The sequence below is a fragment of the Arcicella gelida genome, assembly GCF_034931025.1.
In the GTDB taxonomy this organism is placed as follows: domain Bacteria; phylum Bacteroidota; class Bacteroidia; order Cytophagales; family Spirosomataceae; genus Arcicella; species Arcicella gelida.
This window is the reverse complement of record NZ_JAYGIL010000018.1, coordinates 24,531-49,945: the sequence shown is the minus strand read 5'-3', so window position 1 is coordinate 49,945 and position 25,415 is coordinate 24,531. Positions and strand designations below refer to the sequence as shown.

Sequence of the window (25,415 nt, the reverse complement as noted above, 5' to 3'; positions counted from 1 at the left end):
AAAAAAAAGACTTGAGAAGTACAAGGATTACTGTCTTTTAGTCTTCAAGTCCTTTAGTCCATAATATAAAGCTTATTGCTGAAAGCTACAATCCATGAATTCAAAAACACTCAGAATATTTGTTGCACTTTCCGTACTTCTTTTGGGAGGAGTAATTATTGTACAGTATTATTGGTTTCGCCAAGCTTACGATATACAAGACCGTGATTTTGACCAACGAGCAACTTCTGCTTTGAGAGTAGTATGCAAACGAATATTAGAATTCAACAAAAATCCCAACAACAAAATAATTGATCCTGTAGAACGAGTTACCTCAAACTACTATACAGTACAAGTAAACGATACCATTAATCACATGATTTTGGAGGAGTTTTTAAAACAAGAGTTTGCTCATAATGATATTCGCCTAAATTTTGAGTTTGGTATTTACGATTGTTTGAAAGATAATATTCGATATACTTCCTTTGTTTGTCATTCTGAAAATTGCGACCGTTCAGATTCTACCAGTAATTATCATTTCCCAGATTTGAATATTCATAATTATTACTTTGGTGTTCATTTTCCAGATAAAAAATTATTCCTTTTAAGCGACCTCGACAATTGGTTTGTTTCTTCAGCAATTTTATTGGTTGTGATGGCTTTTTTCGTGTATGCTTTGATGCTGATTTTCAAGCAAAAAAGGCTTTCAGAAATCCAGAATGACTTTATCAATAACATGACACATGAATTCAAAACGCCTATTTCAACCATTTCTATTTCTAGTGAAGTACTAATGAAACCAGAAATTGTAAATACTCCTGAACGATTATTGAGTTATGCAGCCATTATCAGAAAAGAAGCCGCTCGTTTGAAAAAGAATGTAGATACAGTTTTACAAACCGCCAATATTGCCCAGAAAATAGATAAACTCAATTTTGAGGAAGTAGATATTAATGAATTAATAGAAGATTTGTCTGTTAATTGTGAACCATTATTTAAGGAGAAAAAAGGAGAATTAATCGTTGAATTGAAAGCCCGAAATGCTTTAATCAAAGCCGACAGATTACATTTTACCAATATTATTCACAATTTAATTGACAATGGTGTCAAGTACTGTGAACAACCACCGATTATAAAAATTACTTCTGAAAATATTGGCAATAACTTGGTGATTTCAATTAGAGATAATGGCATTGGAATTTCTGATAGAGACCAAAAACAAGTATTTAATAAATTTTTCAGAGTACACACTGGCGATATTCACAATGTAAAAGGCTTTGGCTTGGGACTTTATTATGTAAAAGAAATGGTGGAAGGTCATAAAGGAAGAATAGAATTGAAAAGTAAAATTGGCGAAGGTTGTGAGTTTAGATTATTCATTCCTTATATCGCTTAAATCAAAAAAGGTATCGACAAACGCCGATACCTTTCAGAAAACCTAAACACCTAACTAATGATTTTTATTACTTCATACCAGATTTCTCCGTTTTGTAAAACTGCTCTATATTGAACTCCATCAACGATATAATAAGTATCGCCATTGATTTGTAGTTTTTCGTAACCATCTGGAATACTTTCAACTAAAGCACCGATTGGAGGAGGAATCACTACATAATCATTGTTTTGATATTCATAATACGCTCCATTATAATAATGGTATGGACGATTATAAAGATTGAAAACTCTGTGTTCACGGGGTAAATATTTTACTCTAATCCCTATCGGTGCTGGCGTAACCATGTATGTATTTTGATACGGTCTATAATAAACACCGTTGTTATAACGGAAATTTATTCCTCCGAACGAAACAGAAATAGAAGTACTTGGGGCAACATTTACTACAGTGTTACGTCTTGGTAAAGAAGCATAACGCCAATTTGGAGTACTGTTTCTATAAATTACCGTTGTTTGTGGTCTTCTGTTTATAACTACTTTACGATTATCGTATCTGTCGCCACCACGGTTATTGTCGTATCTATCATTTCCACGGTTATCGTCTCGTCCGTGTCCATTATCGTGTTTTTCTTTTTTGCCTTTATCGTCTCTTCCTCTATCTCCGTGTGGATTTTGAGCGTTACTGATAAAAGAATTGCTGAGACTTATACTTGCCATCAAAATAAGCGTGGCTAATGTGATTTTACTTTTAGAACCAACTTCTATCGAAGTGTTAGGTTGAATGTGCATTGCTTTCATAATTGTATTATTTTTAATTTTATGTCGTTTAGATTGGGTATGATTTTAATAGTTTAGTCTATATCATTTCATTAACAATCATTAACATTTGAGTAAATTGAACATTTATTGGCTTAAACATTTAAATCATTTAAACCCTTCTAAAAAATAACAGATGAGAAAGTACCTTATTTTAATCTATTTATTAAACGGCTGTTTATTCTCAATTTTCGCTCAAAAAAAAGCTGACAAGCAAGAGTGGATAAAACTATTCAATGGTAAAAACCTTGATGGCTGGGACATCAAAATTGCTGGAGAAGACCTCAATGTGAATTATAAAAATACATTTCGGGTAGAAGATGGAATGATGCGTGTAGCTTACGATCAATACAAAACTTTTGATGATAAGTTTGGTCATATTTATTACAAAACGCCTTATTCATATTATATCATTCGCTTTGAATATCGTTTTCAGGGAGAACAACTGGCTGGTGGTGCATCATGGAATGTAAGAAATAGCGGTGTAATGTTGCATTCTCAATCGGCTAAAAGTCTATCGAAAGGGCAATCTTTTCCCGTTTCTTTAGAATTACAATTATTAGGTGGTTTAGGAAAAGGTGAACGCCATACTGGAAATTTATGTACGCCAGGCACAGAAGTATATATGAATGGCAAAATAGTAACTGACCATTGTACAGATTCACATTCAAAAACATACAACGGTGACCAGTGGGTAAAAGCTGAGGCGATTGTATATGGCGATTCGTTGATTCATCATATCATTGAAGGCGATACTGTACTTACTTTCGAAAAAATGCACATTGGCGGAGGTTTTGTTAGTCCTGATTATGATTGGAAACAAGCCAAGATTGACAACGGAGCAGAATGGATTAAAAAAGACGGGCAACCTTTAAAGGAAGGCTACATCGCAATGCAGGCAGAAAGCCATGCCATTGATTTTCGTAATATAGAATTGCTGAATTTGAAAGGATGTACCGACCCCAAAGCAAGCAATTACAAATCTTATTACAAAGAGTCTGACAATAAAAGCTGTACTTATCGCAAAAAATAATGATGTTTTACTTGTTCCATTTTTCGATACATTCTTGTTCGGCTTTTAGCCAATGGTCGAGCGCTCTGCCACGAGGGCGGCGTTCTTCAAGATAAATCTCGTATGCACGTAATTTTATTTGCTCAAAACGCTGAACATCTTGCCAGAAAAACTCACAAGTATTTTGTTCAACATCAAAAGGGGGATTAGGGAAAAAATCCTGTCTCCCTTCAATGTCTGCTGTATGTCGATAGCAAAGGTGTTTCTTAGGGCAAGCCTCTCCTTTGCACATGGTTATATCGTATAGCATTATTCTGACATTAAATAGAAATATTATTCGCTTAATAATTTCATCATAATTTATTGAATTTCGTTGAATTATCTTCTTTAAATTAATTTCACTCTGACTTTTGACAAATTATTCTTACGGATAATGTCTTTTAAAGCACTTCATTGAAAAAAACTCATCAAAATCTTTCATAACTATTTGTATATTAAGAAGAAAGCCGTAATTTTGCAGTCCGTTTCATAGACCAGTTAGGTAAAAGGTATGAATAAGTACTTTCAAATGACTGTGAATCAGATTGTTTAGTTACAAAATAATCTACATGAAATAGACCGAGGATTTTCAGGTAAGGAAGCTTCCACCCTTATTGGCAGAAAATTTTCAATAACTCAAACGATTTTAAATTTTTACCATAATGGCAAAAGAAATAGCAGGCTACGTAAAGTTGCAATGCAAAGGTGGTGCCGCTAACCCATCACCCCCAATTGGTCCAGCCTTGGGTTCTAAGGGTTTGAATATCATGGAGTTCTGTAAGCAGTTCAATGCTAGAACACAAGATAAACCAGGTGTTATTCTTCCAGTTTTGATTACTTACTACAAAGACAAATCTTTTGATTTCGTAGTTAAGACTCCTCCTGCACCAATTTTGCTGTTGGAAGCAGCGAAAGTAAAATTGGGTTCTGCTCAACCAAACTTGAAAAAAGTTGGTTCAGTATCTTGGGATCAAGTTCGTACTATCGCAGAAACAAAAATGCCTGATTTAAACTGTTTCACCATCGAATCAGCAATGAGCATGGTAGCAGGTACAGCTCGCTCAATGGGCTTGAACGTAACAGGAGAAAAACCTTTCTAATTTGAAGATTAGATAATTTGAAAATTTGAAGATTGATTTTAATCAACTTTAATTTCAATATCACTTTCAAATTAGCTCATTTTCAAATTTTCAAATTGAAAAGAATAATGGCTAAGTTAACAAAAAAGCAAAAAGAAGCTCAATCAAAATTTGACGCAACGCAATCGTATTCACTTACGAAAGCTGCTGAAATTTTGAAAGAGATTTCATATACGAAGTTCGACTCTTCAGTAGATATCGACGTTCGTTTGGGGGTTGACCCTCGTAAAGCTGACCAAATGGTTCGTGGCGTAGTTGCTTTGCCTCATGGAACAGGAAAAGAAGTACGAGTTCTTGTACTTTGTACGCCTGATAAAGAGGAAGAAGCAAAAGCGGCAGGTGCTGATTTCGTTGGTTTGGATGAATATATCCAAAAAATTGAAAAAGGTTGGACTGACATTGATGTAATTATCACAATGCCAACCGTAATGGCTAAGTTAGGTCGTTTAGGTCGTGTTTTAGGACCTCGTGGCTTAATGCCAAATCCAAAATCAGGTACTGTTACCTTGAACGTTGGACAAGCTGTTACAGAAGTGAAAGCTGGTAAAATCGACTTCAAAGTTGACAAAACTGGTATCATCCACACTTCTATCGGTAAGGTTTCATTCACTCCTGAGAAATTAGCTGAAAATGCTCAGGAACTTATCAACACTTTGTTGAAATTGAAGCCATCTTCAGCCAAAGGAACTTATGTGAAGTCAGTTAATTTGTCTTCTACAATGTCTCCGGGTGTTAAAATTGACCAAGGAACAGTTAAAGGTTTGTAATCATGACAAAGGAAGAAAAAGGTATAATTATCCAAGAGTTGAGCGAAAAGTTCGCTGCTACTCCTTACTTCTATATTACAGATACCGGTGGTTTAACTGTTGCAGAAGTAAACGCATTTAGAAGAATGTGTTTCCAACGTGGTTTTGAGTACCGTGTCGTTAAAAACACGCTTATCGCAAAAGCATTGGAAACAACTGGAGTAGACTATACTTCATTCAACGATACAGTTTTCAAAGGTTTATCAGGAATCATTTTCTCACCAGAAAATCCTAAAACTCCTGCGAAATTGATCAAAGACTTCAAAAAAGAAGCAGGTAAAGATAAAATTAAATTCAAAGGTGCTTCTATTGAAGGAGGTTTATACATCGGAGAAGATCAATTAGCTGCTCTTGAAAATGTTAAGTCTAAACAAGAGATGATTGGCGAAATCGTTGGATTATTACAATCTCCAGCGAAAAATGTTGTTTCTGCTCTTCAAAGCAGCGGTGGCAAATTGGCTGGTATCATCAAAACCCTTTCAGAAAGAGAAGGTTAATTTTCAAACTTGATTCTGATTGTAATAATCATTCTCAGATTTCTAAATTAGCTTATTTTCAAATTGAAATAGGCTTCCAAGTACAAAAACATATAGTAAATTAATAAAATCGTAAACAATAAAAAATCTTAATACAATGGCAGATTTAAAAGCATTCGCTGAGCAATTAGTGAACTTAACTGTAAAAGAAGTTAATGAATTAGCAGCAATTTTGAAAGATGAGTATGGTATCGAGCCTGCTGCTGCTGCTGCAGTAGTTGTAGCTGGTAATGCTGGTGGTGGTGACGCTGCTGAAGCTCCTGCTGAACAAACATCATTTGATGTTATCTTGAAATCTGCTGGTGCTAGCAAATTAGCAGTAGTTAAATTGGTGAAAGACTTAACAGGTCTTGGCTTGAAAGAAGCTAAAGACTTAGTTGACGGAGCTCCAAAAGCTGTTAAAGAAGGCGTATCTAAAGACGAAGCTGAAGGTTTGAAAAAATCTTTAGAAGAAGCTGGTGCAGAAGTTGAAGTTAAGTAATTAGCTGATATTTTAGAATAAAAAAAGAGGCTGTCTTTATGAGACAGCCTCTTTTTTTATTTGATTTTTTCTGAGAATAGAGTCTATCTACAAACTTAAGATTACGAGAGAAATTTTAAATAATCATTCAAAAGCTCATAGTGAGCCATTTAAGATAAAAAAAGATTTGATTTCCATGTTTCTGAAATTAAATTCAAATTATTGGAAATTTTTTCCATTTATTTGGATTTTTAAGTAAAATACTTTTATCTTTGTTATGTAAATGAGAAAAATCAAAATATTTATAAAATAAATCTCTTTTTCTGTTTTCCTCTAAATTGAAGATATTCATAAAATTAGAATTGGGAATATTACAAACTTTACACGGTTAATACTCGTGTAAAGTTTTAAAAAAGCTCAATCTAATCTAAGTTATTAAGTATTTATAAATGGTTAATATTTCAAACTCTACCTATCAGATTGATAAGTAGAGTTTTTACTTACAAGGCATTTCTCATAATTAAGATAATTCAACGATATAAAATTAGATGAAAAAGCTATTCTATTTAGGTGTTTTGGGTCTCATCATTTTTGAAATGCTGAATGTTTATTTCATTATGCCAATGCCCGGAAGTCAGCAAATGCGAAGTATAGATATTGCTTACTTTCTTTACACTTGGCGTTGGATATTTAGAGGAATATTTGGAGCAATGATTGCCTTTGGTGTTTTTCCTGCTTTTCAACAAGCACGTTGGCTTACTCTGTTAGGCATTTTATTAGCTGCTGGCATTTGTTATGCTTTTAATTTCGAAATGGCGGCTGATGCCATGTTTGAAGAAACTCAAGCATTAAGCATGAAGCCTGCCAATGAAAACCATATAAAACTCGACAGAGTAATTATTGGTGTTGAAATTAACGGAGAAGCCAAAGCTTATCCAATTTCACAGATTATTTATCATCATCAAGTTCGTGATACTTTGGCTGGTAAACCTATTATGGTTACTTACTGCTCGGTTTGTAGAACAGGCAGAGTATTTGAGCCGACCGTTAATGGTAAACCGGAAACTTTCAGATTGGTTGGGATGGATCATTTCAATGCCATGTTTGAAGATAAAACTACTAAAAGTTGGTGGCGTCAAGCTAATGGCGAAGCCATTACTGGGAAACTAAAAGGTACAATGTTGCCAGAACTTATATCGCAACAAGTATCGCTAGACACTTGGCTGAAAATGTACCCAGCAAGTACAATCATGCAACCTGATTTAAAATATAAAGAAGAGTACGACAGTACAGCAAAATATGAATCTGGTAAATCTAAAAAGAAATTAACAGGTACAGATTCTTTATCGTGGAAAGATAAATCGTGGGTAGTGGGTATTCAGATTGGGAAAGAAAGTAAAGCTTTTGATTGGAATCGTTTGAAGAAAGAACGAATTATTCAGACCAACATTGGGAATGAGACTATTCTATTGGTTTTGGCAAAGGATAATAAAAGTTTTTTTGCCTTCAAATGTCCAAGCAATAATGGCAAATTCACGATTAAGAATGATACTTTGATGGATAATAAACTTCGGTATAATTTAAAAGGAGAAAGTATTGAACCCAATAAAATGTTACATATTTCGCTTGCCAAAGTAAACGCATATCAAGAGTTTTGGCATAGTTGGAAAACGTTTCATCCTAATACTCAGCAATATTAGTACGCTTATTGTTCTTACAAGATTACAAGTGAAAACGAATAGTTCTATACTTTTCTTTCAAATACTTCAATTCATCTCGCTCAAATTATTCTGATTGTATTCTTCAATAAACACATTTTCCATTATTGTGGAATTTTTCATTCGTAACAGTAAATACACTTAGACAAAACTCCTTGTAAACACTTGAAAAAACACTAAAAAAGTAGCTGTACTACACAATACTAGCAATAAGTATATTTTAATTTATACTTTTTCGATAAAATATTTTATTTCCAAATAATCTAATATTTTTTCCCTTTGTTTGGAATTAACTTTTGTATTCCATAATTTTGGAATACAGTCCAATTTAAAGAAACTAATCATTACAAAATGAAGAAACATTTACTAACATTTACTTGTACTTGCTGCTTACTATTTTTCACTAAAATGAGTTTTGCACAAACAACTCAAGACGGCTTGATGATGTCAAAAAATGAGTTGTGTTTGGTACTTAATTACGATAAAGAATCTTGGAATCAATACTGGGAAGGAGAAAGACTTCGTGATAATCCAAATATCGGTACACTTTCTACGCAAATGGCTTCGTTTATGGCGGCTTATGGTGTTACTGAAAAACTAAACGTTTTTGCGGTGTTGCCTTATATTAAAAATGAAGCTTCGGCTGGAACGATGACGGGTTTACAAGGAGTTCAAGATTTGAATGTTGCCGCAAAGTATAATTTCTTTTCTTATGGCAAAATGCAATTGTTCGGAGTAATCGGTGCTTCTGTCCCTGTGACGAATTATGTGCCTGATTTCTTGCCTTTCTCAATCGGGTTGCATTCTAAAACAGCTTCTGCTCGCCTTATTGTACATCAGTTATTGCCTTACGGTATTCATGTAACAGCGCAAGGTGGTTATATTGCTAGAAGCAAAACTAACGTTGACAGAACCAATTACTATACTGGTAATGAAATAGAATATAGCCACGAAATGGCTGTACCTGACCAAGTAAGTACTTCTTTAAGAATTGGTGTGAATAAAAAAGCAGTATTAGCTGAGGCTTTTATCGACAACATTACTTCAACAAGTGGAACGGATATTCGCCGTTATGATATGCCTTTACCTGCTAATAAAATGGACTGGACTCGTGTTGGTGTTTTTGTTACTTGGCATACTCCGATTGAGAACTTTTCTGTAAACGGACATTTTTCGCATGTAATTGCGGGTAGAAATGTCGGCAAAGTGGAGGCTTCTTATGGCGCTCAATTACAATACATTTTGAATTTTAAGAAAAAGAAATAGTCTATTACTAGCCATTTCATTCTGACAATTATCCCCATAGCATCATGAAATCAAGAATTTTATCTATATTTTTTATTAGCCTTTTTGCATTATCTTGTTCAAAAGAAGTTGAAAGAGCATCTCTCCGCCCATTAGTGCCAACAAGTAATGAACCTAATGCAGGTACTTGGAAAATGTATTTCGGTGTAGCAACTGATTATACCGTTCCTGCACCGAAAGAAACAAGCTCTGCTGAATACAAAGCTGAATTAGCGGAAGCACAGAAAGTAGCATCAAATTTAACCGCTGAACAAAAAAGTGCTTTAACATACTGGCAAGTAGGTGCCGTAGGTCGCTGGAACGAAATCGCTCGTGAACTTATCGCTAGATATAACCTTGCACCAGAACCAAATGAAAATGGTAGTTATTCTGCACCGAACTCTGCAAAACCTGACACTTTACCATATTTTCCATTTGCCAATCCTCCTTATGCTTCAAGAGCTTATGCGTTAATTAGTGTTGCTCAATACGATGCTTTGGTAGCAACTTGGGCTTATAAATACAAGTACAACAGAAAAACAAATACCGATGATTTACCTGACTACCCTTCTGAAGAAGCAGTAATTGCGGCGGCATCAAGTAGAGTATTGAAGTTTTTGTTTCCAGGGAGTTATCCAACACAATTGATTGATAACAAATACGAAGAAGGTCGTAAAGTAGGTATTTGGGCTGGTAAAAATGTACAAAGCGATGTTGATGCGGCTGATGTTTTAGGAAAAGCAGTAGCTGATAAAATTATTGCTTATGCTAAAACAGACGGAACAGGTACTTCTGGTGGAAACCTTACTATTCAGGCTCAAATGGCTGAAGCTGCTGTAGCAAGAGGATTAAAAACAGCTTGGAAAAGTCTTGATATTCCTGCTCGTCCGGGAATGTTAATGAAATTTGGAGAGGTAAAAACTTGGAATTTTGATAAAGCGACTCGTGATGCTATTCGTCCTGCTGCTCCTCCAGCTTTAGATTCAGATGCTTTCAAGAAAGATTTAGCAGAAGTAAAACATTACGCAGACAATATTACTCGTAAACAATGGTCGATTGTACAATTCTGGGCGGATGGCTTGGGTACTTCAACACCTCCAGGGCACTGGAATCAGATTGCGATGGATTTAATCAGGGATGCAAGCATGTCTGAAATCAGAACAGCAAGAGCTTTAGCACTGATGAATACTGCTATTCATGATGCAGGTGTTTGTTGTTGGGATACCAAATACTACTATTTTTATCCAAGACCAAATCAAGTTGACCCAAGTATAAAAACTGCGACAGGAACGCCAAATTTCCCAAGCTATACATCTGGGCATGCAACATTTTCGGCAGCAGCGGCTTCTGTACTTTCTTATATCTTCCCTAGCCAACAAAGTAGCTTGGATGCAATGGCGAAAGAAGCCTCAGAATCCAGAATTTATGGTGCAATTCACTATCGTTTCGATAGTGAAGTAGGTTTAGTTTGTGGCAAGAAAATAGGTGATTATGCCGTAGCACGTGGAAAAACCGATGGTGGCAATTAGTGAGTAACGATTTTTGAATGTTGAATTGTGAAATACAAAAACTCACAATTCAACATTCAAAAAGAAATAGAACATTCTTCTCTTTAAATATCCAAAAATTAATTTCATGAAAAAAACTTTACATTCGTTAATGATTGTGGCTACTGCATTGTTCATCAACGAACAAGCTAATGCACAAGGTTGTGTAGCTGTTCGACAAATGGGCGGTATCAATGCCATGTCGGCTTCTTCTTCTTATAACCTTTCAAAAGGTGAATTTCAAGTTGGAGCAAACTATCGTTACTTTCATTCTTGGCGTCATTTTGTTGGTACTGAAGAACAACCGCAACGCCAAACGTTAGGAAATGCCGTTAATATTTATCAACATGCTGTTGATGTAAATGTTTCTTACGGACTTTCAAGCAGATTACAATTGAATGCAACAGTTCCTTTTCTTGATACCGAACGTTCACAAACACTTACTTTAACTGCTGATGCAGCTACTAAAAAATTAACTCGCTATAGCGTAAGTGCTGGCGGTTTAGGTGATGTTCGTTTTGGCGCAAATTATTGGTTAATTAAACCAGAAAATGCACATAAAGGAAACATCATGATTGGTGCGGGTATCAAATTAGCGACAGGAAGTTATACTGAAACAGACGATGCTTTACAAACTGATGGAACAAAGAAAAATGTAATGATGGATCAAGCCATTCAACCAGGTGATGGTGGCGTAGGTTTTTCAATTGAATTCCAAGGGTTCAGACAAATTCATAGAAATATTTATGGTTTTGCTAATGCTTATTATTTGTTCAATCCACGTGAATCAAATGGCTCTTTCAAATCTGCACCCAAAGCAGGTTTAGCTGGATATAATATTTATGCTTCGCCAGACCAATACTTTGCTCGTGCAGGTGTTACGACAACAGTAGGTAAAAAGCAAAATCTTGCTTTCTCATTAGCAGGTAGATTTGAAGGAATTCCCGCTTATGATGCTTTTGGCGGACAAGTAGCTTATCGCCGTCCGGGTTATGTAGTTGCCGTTGAGCCAGGGGTTACTTATCGTACAGGTCAGCATACTTTTAGTTTGTTTGTGCCTTATAACTTTATCAAAAATCGTATTCAGAGCGCAGCGGACATTGCAGATCAGAACTTGCAAAACTCTAAAATCACGGACCCTACAAAATACGTTCATGTACAAGGCGATGCCGCTTTTGCAGATTATTCAATCAGTTTAGGTTATTCATACAGAATTGCCAAAAAAGCAAAAGTACCAACTTGGAAAGTAAACTAATAATTCTTGAAATGAATACAATAGTTTAACCTTTGAATATTTAACTAATATACCAGAAGAGATTATTCCGAAAGGAGTAGTCTCTTTTTGGTTTTTAGGATTTAACCGTAGGGAGTGTTCAAACGAGTAAAAATTGATTCCATGGCTTGTCAACCTAGCCAGTCCATATTCAATAAACTTGTAATAGGAAATAAACGTGTATTGGATTGTTGATTCTTTTTGTTGGGTTTGGCTATGAAAAAGATGGATTGGTTTAATGAACAATTTAAAGTAATACAGAGGAATAGTCTATAAAATAAATAATCCACCCATAATATGGGTGGATTGTATTATAAACATTAATCTTGAAAACCTATCTAAAAGGATAAGGATACGTTTAGTTAGTTTTCAATAATTCTACTTCAAAAATCAAAGTTGCTCCGCCAGGAATGTCTCTGCCTGCACCACGTTCACCATAAGCTAAATGATGTGACAAATAAAATTTATACTTACTTCCAGTTGGCATCAATTGTAAACCTTCTGTCCATCCCGTAATTACTTGGTTTAAGCCGAAACTAATTGGGTCATTACGCAATACGCTACTATCAAATACTTTACCGTCGATAGTAGTACCGTGGTAATGTGTTAATACCTTACTTCTAGGCCCGCTTGGTTTGGGTCCATCGCCTTGAACTAATATTTCGTATTGTAAGCCACTTTCAGTTTCAATAACTTCAGGTCTTTTCTTGTTTTCTGCTAAAAATGCTTCGCCTCGAGCAATTTCGTTTGCTAAAATTTCACGCATTTGTGCTTGACGTGTATCTGAAAAACTCATTTGATATAATTGTTTATTGTAAATTATGATAGACTAAAGCCTTTTACTTATTTTGTTTGAAACGTTTTTTAAATCTTATTTGGTTCAAAATTAATGGTGTTTGAGCAAATTGTAAAATATTGATGAATCAGCGTTATTTCCTGAATTCAATCACCTCATTAAAAATCCCTCTTTTAGCTTGCCAGTCTTTTACGGCTTTGCCAGTTCCTGATGCCCAAGGAAGGATTTCATGATCTTTTTTACGCTGGTATTCTACCAATTCAGGGCTTAATTGTATCGTTCCTGTAGCTCGAACGTGATATGTAATCAATAATTGATTCATTCTATGAAATTCGTACAAACCTATCAATTCTACGATTTCACCATCAAGATTTAATTCTTCCTTTACTTCTCGTAAAATACCTTCTTCGGGTGTTTCGCCTGCTTCCAGAAAGCCTGTAATCAAAGCAAACCAACCTTCGGGCCAAGCGGCATTTCTAGCGAGAATAATATCGCCTTCGTGTTCAACGATGGCAGCGACAACGGGTGTTGGGTTATTCCAATGCACAAAACCACAATCGTCTTCATCGGCACAGAGTATTCTTTCTCTATCATCTTTAAACTTGGTAATCAAGCTTTTTCCACATTGTGGACAAAAATTCATTTTTGCCATTTTTTTATCAATCCTAACACGGAATACCATTCCGTGATAATTATAAACTTTTTATCTCTTCGATGACAGAATTTATGTCAAGCGAATCACAAAATATATCTCCGATGACAGAATTTATGTCATGCGAATCACAAAACATCTCTTCGATGACATAATTTATGTCAAGCGAATCACAAAATATCTCTTCGATGACATAATTTATGTCAAGCGAATCACAGAACATCTCTTCGATGACATAATTTGTGTCAAGTGAATCACAAAATATCTCTTCGATGACATAATTTGTGTCAAGCGAATCACAAAAGTGTTCTACAAAAACAAAACCCCTCAACTGTAAAGTTTAAGGGGTTTTGTTAAATTATCGAAAGATTATAAAGCCAATTCACTCACTGCCAACCAAGACATCAAACCTGCTCCGATTTCCAAAGCACTTTCGTCAATATCAAAAGTAGGTGTGTGTACACCTGAAATAATGCCTTTTTCTTCGTTACGAGTACCCAAACGATAGAAACACGAATCTACGTGATGAGTATAATAGGCAAAATCTTCGGCAGCCAACCAAATATCTAAATCAATTACGTTTTCTTCGCCCATATACTCCACCGCAGCTCCTTTCATTCTGCGAGTAAGTTCTGGTTCATTTTTCAAGAATGGATAACCTTTTTGAATAAATACTTCACAAGTTCCACCCATTGATTCCGCAATGCCTTCCGCCATTTTCTTGATACGAGCCAAAGCATCTGCACGCCAAACTTCGTCCATCGCACGGAAAGTACCTTCTACATATACTTCGTTTGGAATCACGTTGGTAGCACCGTTGGCAATTACTTTTCCAAAAGTCAAAACAGACGGATAACGTGGATTTCTGTTTCGGCTAATGATTTGTTGCAAAGCCACAATAATATGCGAAGTAATCAACACAGGGTCGATACCCAATTCAGGCATAGCACCGTGTCCGCCTTTGCCTTTTACGGTAAAGTACAATTCATCCGCACTTGCCATGTACATCCCTTCACGGAAACCAATTTTACCCACAGGAATATTTGGTGCAACGTGCTGACCAAGCATTTTACTGGGTGCAGGGTTTAATAAAGCTCCTTCGGCAATCATTACCGAAGCTCCGCCCGGTGCTTTTTCTTCCGCAGGCTGAAAAACCAATTTCACCGTTCCGTCGAACTCATTGCGGAGATTGTATAAAATTTTAGACACGCCCAACAATGAAGCAGTATGCACATCATGTCCACAAGCGTGCATTACCCCTTGGTTCAATGATTTATAAGGTACGTCGTTCGCTTCAACAATCGGTAAAGCATCCATGTCAGCACGCAAAGCCACGATTTTTGAAGAAGGATTATTGCCTTCAATTGTTGCCACTAAACCAGTATTCGCAATTTCTGTTGGCGTAATACCAATTTCCTTTAAACGTGTGGCAACGTATTGCTGAGTTTTAAATTCTTCATAAGACAACTCAGGGTTTTGGTGCAAATGTCTGCGATTCGCAACGAATTCTCCAGCCAAATCATTGGCTAATTGTTTTATTTTATCTTTCATATCTTAATCTGTCCGATTATCTCTTCAAAGTATTAAGAGCGATATTATAATAGTTAATCTTCGAGTCCTTACTTTTCTTGTCTTGATACAAGAAAAGTAACAAAAGAAAATCAAGAAATTCCGAAACTCGCTTCGCTCAAACAGCGGAATTTCAGAAAATGCTAACGCAAGTTTTTATCTATTTAAAATTAGTTTACAAATTTAACCACAACTTTAGGTTTTCATTCTCTGAATCTAATAATTCCAAATGTATTTTACCGTTTTCGTTCCATTCTATACTGATGCCAAAAGCTTGCAGTAATTCGTTTGCTAAACTTTCTAAAGGTATATTGCCGTAAATGCAGTCTTTAAAATAGGTTTTCAATGAACCTGCATATACTTCTTCACAAACTTTTTGGTAATCTTCTATCGAATAGCCTTCGCCTGTTTTGCCAAAACGTTCCCACATCAATTGCATCACATTGCCCAATGAACGACGGTGACCAAATTTCAAACGAATCATTAAATCAAGTATTAAGGCTACTACTGCTCCTTTTTGATAAATTGATACTCTGCGGTTGGGAATTGGTTGTGAGTAACCATCCAACCACAAATCAAAAGAAGATTCTACCAACGATTGAAAAGCTTTTCCATCTTGTTCAAAATGGCGTTTGATGACCGTTTCTAATTCCTTTAAATAAGCTTCTAAATTAAATACTCCTGATTGTGCTAAAAATAAATCTCCGAAATAAGTAGTTACACCTTCGGCTACAAAACCCGTTGGGAAGTAATTTTCTTTGGTAAAATCATAAGGTGACATTTCTATCGGACGAATTTTACAGATATTCCAAGCATGATATAATTCATGCGAACTGATACCTAATAAATCTGTATAGAGTCCGTCGCCTTCCGAAGCTGGTCCTAAAACTATCATGGTAGAATTGCGATGTTCTACGCCATGATAAAAAGAAGTAGGCAACATCCAATTGATGAAATGATAATCCTTTTCAGGAAAATCGCCCATCACTTCAAGCTGTTTTTTGGTGAATTGTTGGAAATCGGTCAAAGTTTTTTCCCAGTTTGGAATATAATTTCCCAAAAACCAAATAAAAAATTCTGTATCACCTACATGATATGTTTTGTGTTGTAAATACGGGCTTGCCAACATCGGCGAATCCACCAAATGATAATAGTCGGATGCCAATAAAGTATGTGGCTCGTTAACTTTATTGGGCAAACCACATACAATTTTGTAGTCATCTGGTAAAGAAATACTTACTTCACAAGTTTCATCCATTCTACCTTCTACGTAAGGTAAACAGTTTACAAAATTGATGTACATTACAGTATCATCCACGAATGAACTTCCTGCATTTTGCACATTGGCAAAATAGTTTAAAACAACCTTAACTTCTTGAATTTCAGATGTATTAACGAGCCATCTATCTTTGGTAGTTTTGCTAAAATCAAGTAGATTTCCCGCTAAATCAAATACTTCAAAACTTTGAATATTTTTAGCAAAGTTTTGTAATTCATAACGTCCTGGTCGCCATGCAGGTAACTGAATTTCAATCGTTTCCGACTGAATATTTTCAACAAGCATTTCTATATTTAATAGATGGCTTTGCGGTTCTTTTGCATCAATTTTATATTTCATCTTCTTATTAAGCTTTTCTGAGTATCCTAAAATTAGTGTAATTGATAAGCATTTAGGAGTAAATTTCTGATAATTTTCATCAAAGATACTCATTATCATTGCCTTAGTATCAGAAAGTTTTTAGAAAGAATTTGCAACTTCAAAAAACTTCTGTACCTTTGCAGTCCTGTTTTAGAAATATAAGAATTATAAAGATATAATGCCATGAAAAGAACATTTCAACCTTCTGTAAGAAAAAGAAAGAACAAACACGGATTCCGTGAAAGAATGTCAACTCCAAACGGTCGCCGTACTTTGGCTGCTCGTCGTGCAAGAGGAAGACACAAATTGACAGTTTCAGACGAGAAAAGAGGTAAATAGTCTAAGAATGTGAACAATTTGAAAATTTGAAAATGAGTAGCGTTTGAACTTTGTTTTGATGACATTTTCAAGCGAGCAAATCTTCAAATTAACAAATTAAAGCATGAAATTTACTTTCAAAAAGTCAGAACGTCTCAGTTCTAAGAAAGTTATAGATAGGCTCTTCGATAGAAAGGGTAGTGAAAAAATCAACTCGGTTTTTCTCTACCCTTTTCGTGTTTCTTATATTCTCGATGATGCAAGTTTAGTCGCTATAACTAAGAGTACTGAATTCAGTGATGTAGAGATTGACATTATTCCTGAATCTTCAACTGAAAATACCCCAAAAATTAATACTGCTATTTTAATTTCAGTTTCAAAACGTTACTTCAAACACGCTGTTGACAGAAACCTCATCAAGCGTCGTACTCGTGAAGCTTATCGCTTGAACAAACATCTTTTGATGGAAAAACCTTCTTCACAGATTCCAGCTTATATTGCTTTTGTGTATATTGCAAAGACGATAGAAGATTATGCCAAAATTGAAAAAGCGATGAAAGCGATTTTCAAGAAAATGGTGTAGCCATTGGTGTTTCAATCGGTTAAGAAATTAACCTAAAACCATGAAATACTTCTACAAACTTCTTCGTTTGGTTCTTTGTACAATCAAGTAAAGCATTCAATACTTTACGAACTTTCTTTTTAACATTTTCTGACAAATGAATATAAAAATGTCTGCTAAGTCATTAATAATCACAGCCGTTACTGTGGTGGGCTTTTCGTTGGCTTCATTTACTGACCCAGGCGAACGTTTCTTCGAAATCGCCAAAAATTTAGACATTTATGCAACGCTCTTCAAGGAATTGAACCGTTATTATGTAGATGAAATCAATCCCAATAGAACCATCAAAACGTCTATTGATGCCATGTTGAAATCATTTGACCCTTATACTGTGTATTACGCAGAAGATGAAATCGAAGATTACATGACAATGACGACGGGCAAATACAATGGCATTGGCATCGTTACCAGTAATAGAAATGGCAAAATTGTAATCATGCTGATTGATGAAGGAACACCCGCAGAAAAATCAGGATTACGCATTGGGGACGAAATTGTAAAAGTGGATGGCATTGATTTAGCTGCTCGAAAAATTGGTGATGCTGGAAAACTCATCAAAGGACAAACTGGAACAGCCGTAAAACTAACCGTAAAACGTTATGGAACGGATAAATTAGAAGAATTTTCGATTACTCGTGATGTCGTAAAAATGAAAAATGTACCTTATTACGGCATGATTAATAACGAAGTTGGTTATATTGATTTAAAAGATTTTACAAGTACTGCATCCAAAGAAGTTCGTACGGCATTTACCGAATTGAAAGGTAAAGGCATGAAGAAATTAGTATTGGATTTACGTGAAAATCCGGGTGGATTACTGAACATGGCTGTTGATATTTGTAATATTTTTCTGCCAAAAGAATCCGAAATTGTTTCGACCAAAGGCAAAGTACAAGATTGGAACAAAACTTATGTTGGATTAAATGCAGCAATGGATACAGAGATTCCAGTAACGGTTTTAACAAATTCAAGAAGTGCCTCAGCCGCAGAAATTGTAGCAGGAGTAATTCAAGATTATGACCGTGGCGTGTTAATCGGACAACGTAGCTATGGAAAAGGCTTGGTACAAATCACTCGTGATTTAACTTATAATACTAAACTAAAAGTAACTACGGCGAAGTATTATATTCCAAGCGGACGTTGTATTCAAGCGATTGATTACAGCCACCGTAATCCAGATGGAAGTGTTGGTAAATTGCCAGATTCGCTCCGCAGACCATTCAAAACCAAAAAAAGTGGAAGAGTAGTATATGATGGCGGTGGCGTTTTACCAGATATTGAAGTTGACAAACCCTATCCAGCGGCGGTTACTTTGGCATTGTCTAACAAGTTTATTTTATTTGATTATGCTATCAAATACCATTTTGAACATCCTACCATCAAACCTGCAAAAGATTTTGAATTGACGAATGCAGAATACAATGATTTTGTAAAATGGGCGGTTACACAAGATTTTGATTATACGACTCAAGCCGAAAAAGACCTTAATTTATTAGAAGCATCTGCGAAAAGAGAACGTTATTTTGAAAATATTTCTGAACAATTGAAAGCTTTAAGAAATAAACTGTCTCACAGTAAAGAAGCTGATATTATGAAGTTTAAGGATGAAATCAAAACAGCTTTAGAACAAGAAATTGTAGTTCATTATTACTTACAAAAAGGTACTCGTGAACAATCGTTTGCTAAAGACCCAGAAATTCAGGAAGCCTTGAAATTGTTTACTGATATGCCTCGTTATCAATCAATTTTAAAAGGAAATTAGCAAATTATACAAGTATAAAAACAAGATGGCGTTAGAGAAATCTATCGCCATTTTTATTTGCCGTAGCTTGGATGTAATTTTGCATGAAATTAATTATCAATATCCCAATGGCTTTAATCCTTAGCATAGATACTTCCACCAAAGTATGTTCGGTTGCTCTTCATCAAGATGGCAAAATTTTGGCTTGTAGTGAGCTTTATACTGAAAAATCTCATTCAGGAATGCTTACAACGCTTTGCGAAAATATTGTTACTCATGCTGGTTTTAGCTTAAATCAGTTAGATGCCATCGCCGTAGCCAAAGGTCCAGGCTCATATACAGGTTTACGGATTGGTGTTTCTACAGCAAAAGGCTTTTGTTTTGCTTTGGATAAACCTTTGATTTCTGTGAATACTTTAGAAGCAATGATAATGCAAATAAGTGATTTCTTTCCTGAGAATTACTTGTTTTGCCCAATGATTGATGCTCGAAGAATGGAAGTATATTGCAGTATTTGGGATAAAAAGCATCACAATATTTTAGAAACTGAAGCTAAAATTATTGACGAATATTCCTTTCTTGATTTGTTAAATACACAACCCATTGTTTTCTTTGGCGACGGAGCAGAAAAATGTCGTGAAGCCATTTCGCATAAAAATGCTATCTTTTTAGAAAATACGGTTCATCCTTCAGCCAAAACCATTGGTATTTTGGCAACTAAATCTTTTGAAGAATCGTTGTTTGAAAATGTAGTGAGCTTCGAACCTTTCTATTTAAAGGATTTTGTAGGAACTCAGCCAAAGAAAATTTAATCGAATATGGAAGAAGATATTATCATCAATAAAGTAGCCAGTAGCGGATTAATCTCATTCGACCTTGAAGAACTTTATCATCAAGGCGAAAGAGTAGTTTATGATTTGAAAGACAATCTTTTTATGGGAATGATTTTAAAGGAAAAAGACTTTAGAGAATTCCTTAAAATTCATGACTGGTCACAGTATGAAGGTAAAAATGTGGCTGTAATTTGTTCGGAAGATGCAGTAATTCCTACTTGGGCATATATGTTATTGACGCTGAAACTTCAAGACTTTGCAAACTGTATCGTTTTTGGAGATTTAAAAGCCTTGGAAGATAAGCTTTTTTATGAAGCCCTTGCTAAAATTAATCCTGAAGAGTATCGTGGAGCAAAAGTTGTGATAAAAGGCTGTTCTAAAGTACCTGTTCCAACCAGTGCATATATAGAAATCACAAGGTTATTTAAACCTTATGTACAATCACTAATGTTTGGCGAACCTTGTAGTACTGTTCCGCTTTATAAAAAGGCAATGGTTAAGTAGCGTATTTCTACGAATCAAGAATAAATTAAAAGGAGGTCGCCCATCAATGAGCGACCTCCTTTTAATTTATTATACCATTACTTTTTCTTTTCTTTTTCCCAAGAAAGGCAACCAGCTATCTTCTATACTTCCTCCGAAATCTCTTAAAAACATCACAAACGAAGGCTTATAAGGTTTGGTTTTTAAAGGCATACCTGCTTCTTCTGGAGTAAGGTCTCCTTTTCTTGAATTGCATCGTTTACAAGCCGTAGTGAGATTATCCCAAGATGTTCTTCCACCTCTCGACTTTGGCAAAACGTGGTCTAAGGTTAAATCTTCTGGTGTTCCGCAATATTGGCATTGCCCGCCATCACGTCTAAAGATATTTTGTCTTGATAACATCACACCTTTATAAGGCAAATACACATAACGATGTAAGCGAATCACCGAAGGCATTGGAAAAGATTGCGAGACACTTCTTAGTTGCTCTGTAGCAGACTCAGATATTAAATCAGCTTTTTTTAGAAACACAAGTAAAAAAGCCTTAGGAATCGAACAAACGGTTAAAGCACTATAATCTTGATTTAAAACTAAAACTTTCCGACCCATAATCCTTAAATTTTAATGTTGAAAGAATATACTTGAACTCGTGATTGCTTTTGTGAATTTTACTGATTCATGTGTTTTTAACAGATGTATTTAATGATTTGGTAAATTACTGATAAATCTTGAAAAAATAACGTCTTGTTATACTTTTTTGTTGCACTTAATATTTTGTTAATCAGAAGTTTATATTACTTTTCTTGATAAAAGAAAAGTAACCGCAGCGGCGGACCGCAAAAGAAAATCAAGAAATTCCGAATCGTAGCGGCAAACCGCATCGCTTCACTCAAACAGCGGAATTTCAAAAAACCGTCGCACGCTTTTAAACTTCTTATTACACCCAAGTAAATATGAAAAAAACGAAAATTATCTTTTGGATGAACATTCCAAGTTTTCATCAAAATGACTTTTTGAATGAAATCTCTATTGATTTTGAATTATTCGTAGTTTTTGCTCATAAAATAAATGTTGAAAGAGTACAGCAAGGTTGGAATTTTAGCGAAAATTCGATGGATTTTTCATACTGTTATCTCTCAGAAAAAAGTATTTTCCAAATCTTTCAATTCATTTATCAACACAAAAATGCAATACATATTTTCGGTGGAATTTGGGCTGAAAAGTACTTTTTTATGGCTTTGCTTTTGCTTAAATGGTTGAAAGCGAATTATTTGATTTACTCCGAAGCTCCGATTCCGAATAAAAAGCGAAGTTTTTTAAAGCGATTTTTTCTACAAAATTGCTTTACGCCAATAACTCGCAAAATACTCCAAGATGCTAAAGGCTGCTTGGCTGTGGGAAAAAGTGGAGAGGCTTTCTTTAAAAAATTGGGCGTTGACGAAAATCGAATTTTACCTTTTGGTTATTTTAGGAATTTAAGTCTTGGTGAAAAGCAAAAAATCCACAAGAATACGATTGAATTAATTTTTGTCGGGCAACTGATTGAACGCAAAGGAATCATTTTGTTGATTGATGCAATTTTTGCTTTAAAACAGCATTTTGATAATTTTTCTTTAACAATTATTGGTTCTGGGAGACTTGAAGCCATAATCCTTGAGCAAATTCAATATTTTCAATTACAAAATCATGTAAAATTTCTCGGAACAATTCCTGCCAATAAAGTACCAAAATTCATTCAACAAGCCGATTTATTGATTCTTCCTTCTCATTTCGATGGTTGGGGAATGGTTGTTAATGAAGCTATTTTATGCCAAACGCTCATTTTAGTTTCAGATGATTGCGGTGCGGCTTCACTGATAAAAAATAATCAAAATGGCTTTATTTTTCAAGCTGGAAATCTTCATTCTTTGCTTTGTCAGTTGCAGCACTTTATGAATTTATCAGAAAAAGCAAAAACTGAAATAGTAGAAAAAAATAACGAAACAGCTGGAAAAATTAGTACAAAATCAATTTCACGCTATTTTGGTCAATGTATTGACTTTTGCTTAAATCCACTTCTACAAAAACCCAAACCTACTTGGCTATGATTTTAGGCATCGACTTAACGAACATCAAAAAAGGCGGTGGACTTACGCACATCAGCGAATTACTCAAAGTTGCCCAACCTCAGCGTTATGGTTTCGAGCAAGTAATTGTTTGGGGAAATGCCGAAACCTTGGCTTTACTTCCAAATTTCGATTGGCTGAAAAAGGCAATTTTTCCACAAACACAACAGCCATTTTTACGGTTTTTCCAGAGAATTTTCTTTTTTCCGAAAATTGCTCGAAAACATTGTGATTTACTTTTTTCGCCGGGTGGAAGTTTTTTTAGTACAAAAATGGCTTACGTTTCGATGTCGCAGAATATGTTGGTTTTCGAGAAAAAAGAACGTGACCACTTTCGTTTTCGCTTCAATTGGTTTCGTTACTTGTTTTTATCAGCTTTACAAACTCTGTCATTTCGGCAAGCGAAGGGAATTATTTTTATTTCGGAGTACGCAAAACATTATATTGGTCAACATTTAAGAAAAGATTTTTCTGAATTTCCAGTCATTTATCATGGCGTTGCGGATAGGTTTTCTCAAAAACCAAAAATGTTTAACCCAAAAACTACGATTCGGCTTTTGTACATTTCTACGATTTCACTTTACAAACATCAATGGAATGTGGTGGAAGCGGTGGCAAAACTTAGAGAAGATGGTTTTTTAGTGAATCTTGACTTGATTGGTGATTTTTATCCGCCTGCTTGGCAAAAATTGCAACATTCTTTAGCAAAATTTCCAGCTTCAACAGATTTTATTAAGGTTCACGGAGCAGTAAATTTTGAGGGAATCGCTACTTATTACCAATGTGCAGACATTTTTGTTTTTGCTTCAACTTGCGAAAATATGCCCAATATTCTTGTTGAAGCCATGCGAGCAGGTTTGCCGATTGCTTCTTCTGATTATGGGCCAATGCCCGAAATTTTGGGCGATGCGGCTTTTTACTTTGACCCTTTAAATATTAATTCTATTTATGAAAGCTTGAAAATGATGCTTACGTCACCTGAAAAATGTTTTGAAAAAGCACAAAAAGCCTTCAGAAACTCTCAGCAATATTCTTGGCAACGCTGTGCAGACGAAACTTTTACTTTTCTTCAAAAAATGACAAAAGTATAGAAAATTGAAATTTGCCTTGCCTGTTCTGAAAAATGATTGAACTTTGTATTCGATTTGAAGATGTGGAAATTTGAAGATTTGAAAATTTCTACTATCAAAATTGGCTATCCTTTTTAAGATAAATTCAATTTTATCCTTCAAATTTTTGACATTTAAACAAAAACAAAGCTCAAGGCTTCCACAAATATCATTATGATAAAAATCTTGAACATCGTCGGGGCAAGACCGAATTTTATGAAAGTAGCACCTTTACACCGTGCTTTTGAACAACGTCCTGAAATTGAATCGAAAATTGTACATACTGGTCAGCATTTTGATGCAAAAATGAGCGATGTCTTTTTTGAGCAATTGCAAATGCCAAAACCGCATTACTTTTTAGGGGTTGGCGGTGGTTCGCATACCGAAGTGACGGCGAAGACGATGCTTGAATTTGAGAAAGTTTTGTTGGAAGAAAAACCTGATTTAGTACTTGTAGTTGGCGACGTAAACGCAACTTTGGCTTGTACTTTGGTGGCGATAAAATCGCATATTCCTGTGGCTCACGTAGAAGCAGGTTTACGAAGTGGCGACCGTGCCATGCCCGAAGAATTAAACAGAATTTTGACGGACAGTGTTGCAGAGTACTTATTTATTACAGAACAATCGGGCGTGGATAATCTGAAACGTGAAGGTGTTCCAGACGAAAAAGTATTTTTTGTAGGTAATGTGATGATTGATTCTTTGGTGTATTATTTAGAAAAAGCTCGTGAGACCAGTGTTTTAGAAGATTTTGGCTTACAAAAAGATGAGTACGCTGTCGTGACGATGCACCGCCCTGCTAATGTGGATACGCCAGAAGGTTTGGAAGCGATTTTGAATATCATTGCAGATACTACTCGCTATAAAAAAGTGGTGTTGCCTATTCACCCACGCACGGCGAATAATTTTAAGAAATTTGGTTTATCTGAAAAATTAGCAGCGATTGAAGGTTTGATTTTGACTGAACCGCAAGGCTATTTAGAATTTTTGCAATTGATGCAAAATGCCTCGATTATCATTACTGATTCGGGAGGAATTCAAGAAGAAACTACTTTCTTGCAAATTCCTTGTTTGACTTTCAGAGATTCTACGGAAAGACCGATTACGGTTGAAATTGGGACAAATCAGTTATTGGCTGACTTAAATCCTGTGACAGTTCACGAAAATTTATTAGAAATTTTAGCAGGAAAAACGAAAAAAGGTCAAATTCCACCACTTTGGGACGGACATACTTCTGAACGCATTGCGGATATTTTGATTGAACAATTGGGGGTTTAGGATTTCGGGGGTCTGTCGTCGGCTTTCAGATTTCGGTAAAATTGTGTGAGTAAAAAAGTGAATTGCGAGCAAGTAAGCTGTCTTTTATAATATCTTACTTTATACAAATGAAATTCAGTAGCGGTACCCCTTGCGGTTACCGTTTTTTATGTGAGCGAAATGATAATCTTTTAGTGCATCGGGAAGAATTACTTTTTACTTGGCATTTGCTGTTATCTATTTTTGTATGAGCGAAACGGTAACCGTAAAGGTTACCGCTACTGGGT

The 25,415-nt window shown here is 35.3% G+C and carries 25 protein-coding genes; 18 read left to right on the top strand and 7 right to left on the bottom strand.

All coding sequences use genetic code 11. The features are described from left to right. Nucleotides 1-94: 94 nt before the first annotated feature. Nucleotides 95-1,375 carry a sensor histidine kinase gene (locus VB776_RS14660; protein ID WP_323697456.1) on the top strand — a complete coding sequence of 427 codons (1,281 nt, stop codon included), beginning with the start codon at nt 95-97 and terminating at the stop codon, nt 1,373-1,375. A gap of 50 nt (nt 1,376-1,425) precedes the next feature. Here VB776_RS14660 and VB776_RS14655 read toward each other — a convergent pair whose 3' ends face one another. After that, on the bottom strand, nt 1,426-2,172 hold the full coding sequence (locus VB776_RS14655; protein ID WP_323697455.1) for a DUF6515 family protein: 747 nt from the start codon (nt 2,170-2,172) through the stop codon (nt 1,426-1,428). A gap of 154 nt (nt 2,173-2,326) precedes the next feature. Between VB776_RS14655 and VB776_RS14650 the strand changes: the two genes are divergently transcribed. Beyond that, complete coding sequence (locus VB776_RS14650; protein ID WP_323697454.1) at nt 2,327-3,223, top strand: 3-keto-disaccharide hydrolase; 897 nt, start codon at nt 2,327-2,329, stop codon at nt 3,221-3,223. Between the two features lie 7 nt (nt 3,224-3,230). Here VB776_RS14650 and VB776_RS14645 read toward each other — a convergent pair whose 3' ends face one another. Next, nucleotides 3,231-3,512, bottom strand: a complete 282-nt coding sequence (locus VB776_RS14645; protein ID WP_323258345.1) for a DUF2934 domain-containing protein — start codon at nt 3,510-3,512, stop codon at nt 3,231-3,233. Nucleotides 3,513-3,903: 391 nt separating this feature from the next. Here VB776_RS14645 and rplK point away from each other — a divergent pair, with 391 nt between their 5' ends. From rplK to VB776_RS14605, 8 genes are all read left to right on the top strand, one after another. Continuing rightward, nucleotides 3,904-4,341: a 50S ribosomal protein L11 gene (gene rplK, locus VB776_RS14640; protein WP_309914709.1), complete on the top strand. Its 438-nt coding sequence runs from the start codon at nt 3,904-3,906 to the stop codon at nt 4,339-4,341. 107 nt (nt 4,342-4,448) lie between these two features. Beyond that, nucleotides 4,449-5,147, top strand: a complete 699-nt coding sequence (gene rplA, locus VB776_RS14635; protein ID WP_309914707.1) for a 50S ribosomal protein L1 — start codon at nt 4,449-4,451, stop codon at nt 5,145-5,147. Between the two features lie 2 nt (nt 5,148-5,149). After that, a complete protein-coding gene (rplJ, locus tag VB776_RS14630; protein ID WP_184129286.1) occupies nt 5,150-5,683 on the top strand; it encodes a 50S ribosomal protein L10 in 534 nt (177 codons plus the stop codon). Nucleotides 5,684-5,819: 136 nt separating this feature from the next. Further along, the gene (gene rplL, locus VB776_RS14625) at nt 5,820-6,203 is read left to right on the top strand and encodes a 50S ribosomal protein L7/L12 (RefSeq protein ID WP_184129288.1); all 384 of its coding nucleotides are present in this window, start codon (nt 5,820-5,822) and stop codon (nt 6,201-6,203) included. A gap of 527 nt (nt 6,204-6,730) precedes the next feature. Then, nucleotides 6,731-7,882: a DUF3179 domain-containing (seleno)protein gene (locus tag VB776_RS14620; protein ID WP_323697453.1), complete on the top strand. Its 1,152-nt coding sequence runs from the start codon at nt 6,731-6,733 to the stop codon at nt 7,880-7,882. A gap of 426 nt (nt 7,883-8,308) precedes the next feature. Then, nucleotides 8,309-9,166 carry a transporter gene (locus tag VB776_RS14615; protein WP_323697452.1) on the top strand — a complete coding sequence of 286 codons (858 nt, stop codon included), beginning with the start codon at nt 8,309-8,311 and terminating at the stop codon, nt 9,164-9,166. A 44-nt stretch (nt 9,167-9,210) separates the two neighbouring features. Then, complete coding sequence (locus VB776_RS14610; protein WP_323697451.1) at nt 9,211-10,713, top strand: phosphatase PAP2 family protein; 1,503 nt, start codon at nt 9,211-9,213, stop codon at nt 10,711-10,713. Nucleotides 10,714-10,819: 106 nt separating this feature from the next. Next, a complete protein-coding gene (locus tag VB776_RS14605; protein ID WP_323697450.1) occupies nt 10,820-11,986 on the top strand; it encodes a hypothetical protein in 1,167 nt (388 codons plus the stop codon). Nucleotides 11,987-12,362: 376 nt separating this feature from the next. Here the strand turns inward: VB776_RS14605 and VB776_RS14600 are convergent, their stop codons facing one another. From VB776_RS14600 to VB776_RS14585, 4 genes are all read right to left on the bottom strand, one after another. Further along, nucleotides 12,363-12,800: an FKBP-type peptidyl-prolyl cis-trans isomerase gene (locus VB776_RS14600; RefSeq protein WP_323697449.1), complete on the bottom strand. Its 438-nt coding sequence runs from the start codon at nt 12,798-12,800 to the stop codon at nt 12,363-12,365. 133 nt (nt 12,801-12,933) lie between these two features. Continuing rightward, nucleotides 12,934-13,443, bottom strand: a complete 510-nt coding sequence (locus VB776_RS14595; RefSeq protein WP_323697448.1) for an NUDIX hydrolase — start codon at nt 13,441-13,443, stop codon at nt 12,934-12,936. Nucleotides 13,444-13,821: 378 nt separating this feature from the next. Then, a complete protein-coding gene (locus VB776_RS14590) occupies nt 13,822-15,003 on the bottom strand; it encodes a M20 metallopeptidase family protein (protein ID WP_323697447.1) in 1,182 nt (393 codons plus the stop codon). 193 nt (nt 15,004-15,196) lie between these two features. After that, nucleotides 15,197-16,639: a M61 family metallopeptidase gene (locus VB776_RS14585; protein WP_323697446.1), complete on the bottom strand. Its 1,443-nt coding sequence runs from the start codon at nt 16,637-16,639 to the stop codon at nt 15,197-15,199. A gap of 204 nt (nt 16,640-16,843) precedes the next feature. Between VB776_RS14585 and rpmH the strand changes: the two genes are divergently transcribed. The 5 genes from rpmH (at nt 16,844) to VB776_RS14560 (ending at nt 20,678) form a co-directional block, all read left to right on the top strand. Continuing rightward, nucleotides 16,844-16,999: a 50S ribosomal protein L34 gene (gene rpmH / locus VB776_RS14580; protein ID WP_309921952.1), complete on the top strand. Its 156-nt coding sequence runs from the start codon at nt 16,844-16,846 to the stop codon at nt 16,997-16,999. A gap of 103 nt (nt 17,000-17,102) precedes the next feature. Then, nucleotides 17,103-17,561, top strand: coding sequence for a ribonuclease P protein component (gene rnpA, locus VB776_RS14575; RefSeq protein ID WP_323697445.1), 459 nt, complete (start codon nt 17,103-17,105; stop codon nt 17,559-17,561). 148 nt (nt 17,562-17,709) lie between these two features. Further along, nucleotides 17,710-19,362 carry a S41 family peptidase gene (locus VB776_RS14570; RefSeq protein WP_323697444.1) on the top strand — a complete coding sequence of 551 codons (1,653 nt, stop codon included), beginning with the start codon at nt 17,710-17,712 and terminating at the stop codon, nt 19,360-19,362. Nucleotides 19,363-19,469: 107 nt separating this feature from the next. Then, entirely contained in the window at nt 19,470-20,153 is a 684-nt protein-coding gene (tsaB, locus tag VB776_RS14565; protein WP_323697443.1) for a tRNA (adenosine(37)-N6)-threonylcarbamoyltransferase complex dimerization subunit type 1 TsaB, read from the top strand. A gap of 6 nt (nt 20,154-20,159) precedes the next feature. Further along, nucleotides 20,160-20,678, top strand: coding sequence for a DUF2480 family protein (locus VB776_RS14560; RefSeq protein ID WP_323697442.1), 519 nt, complete (start codon nt 20,160-20,162; stop codon nt 20,676-20,678). Between the two features lie 69 nt (nt 20,679-20,747). Here the strand turns inward: VB776_RS14560 and VB776_RS14555 are convergent, their stop codons facing one another. Continuing rightward, the gene (locus VB776_RS14555) at nt 20,748-21,266 is read right to left on the bottom strand and encodes an HNH endonuclease (RefSeq protein ID WP_323697441.1); all 519 of its coding nucleotides are present in this window, start codon (nt 21,264-21,266) and stop codon (nt 20,748-20,750) included. Between the two features lie 344 nt (nt 21,267-21,610). Here VB776_RS14555 and VB776_RS14550 point away from each other — a divergent pair, with 344 nt between their 5' ends. From VB776_RS14550 to wecB, 3 genes are all read left to right on the top strand, one after another. Next, nucleotides 21,611-22,744 carry a glycosyltransferase gene (locus tag VB776_RS14550; RefSeq protein ID WP_323697440.1) on the top strand — a complete coding sequence of 378 codons (1,134 nt, stop codon included), beginning with the start codon at nt 21,611-21,613 and terminating at the stop codon, nt 22,742-22,744. Then, entirely contained in the window at nt 22,741-23,853 is a 1,113-nt protein-coding gene (locus VB776_RS14545; protein ID WP_323697439.1) for a glycosyltransferase family 4 protein, read from the top strand. The genes VB776_RS14550 and VB776_RS14545 overlap by 4 nt, the downstream gene beginning before the upstream one ends. 192 nt (nt 23,854-24,045) lie before the next feature. Then, nucleotides 24,046-25,149: a non-hydrolyzing UDP-N-acetylglucosamine 2-epimerase gene (gene wecB, locus VB776_RS14540; RefSeq protein WP_323697438.1), complete on the top strand. Its 1,104-nt coding sequence runs from the start codon at nt 24,046-24,048 to the stop codon at nt 25,147-25,149. The last annotated feature ends 266 nt before the right edge of the window (nt 25,150-25,415 follow it).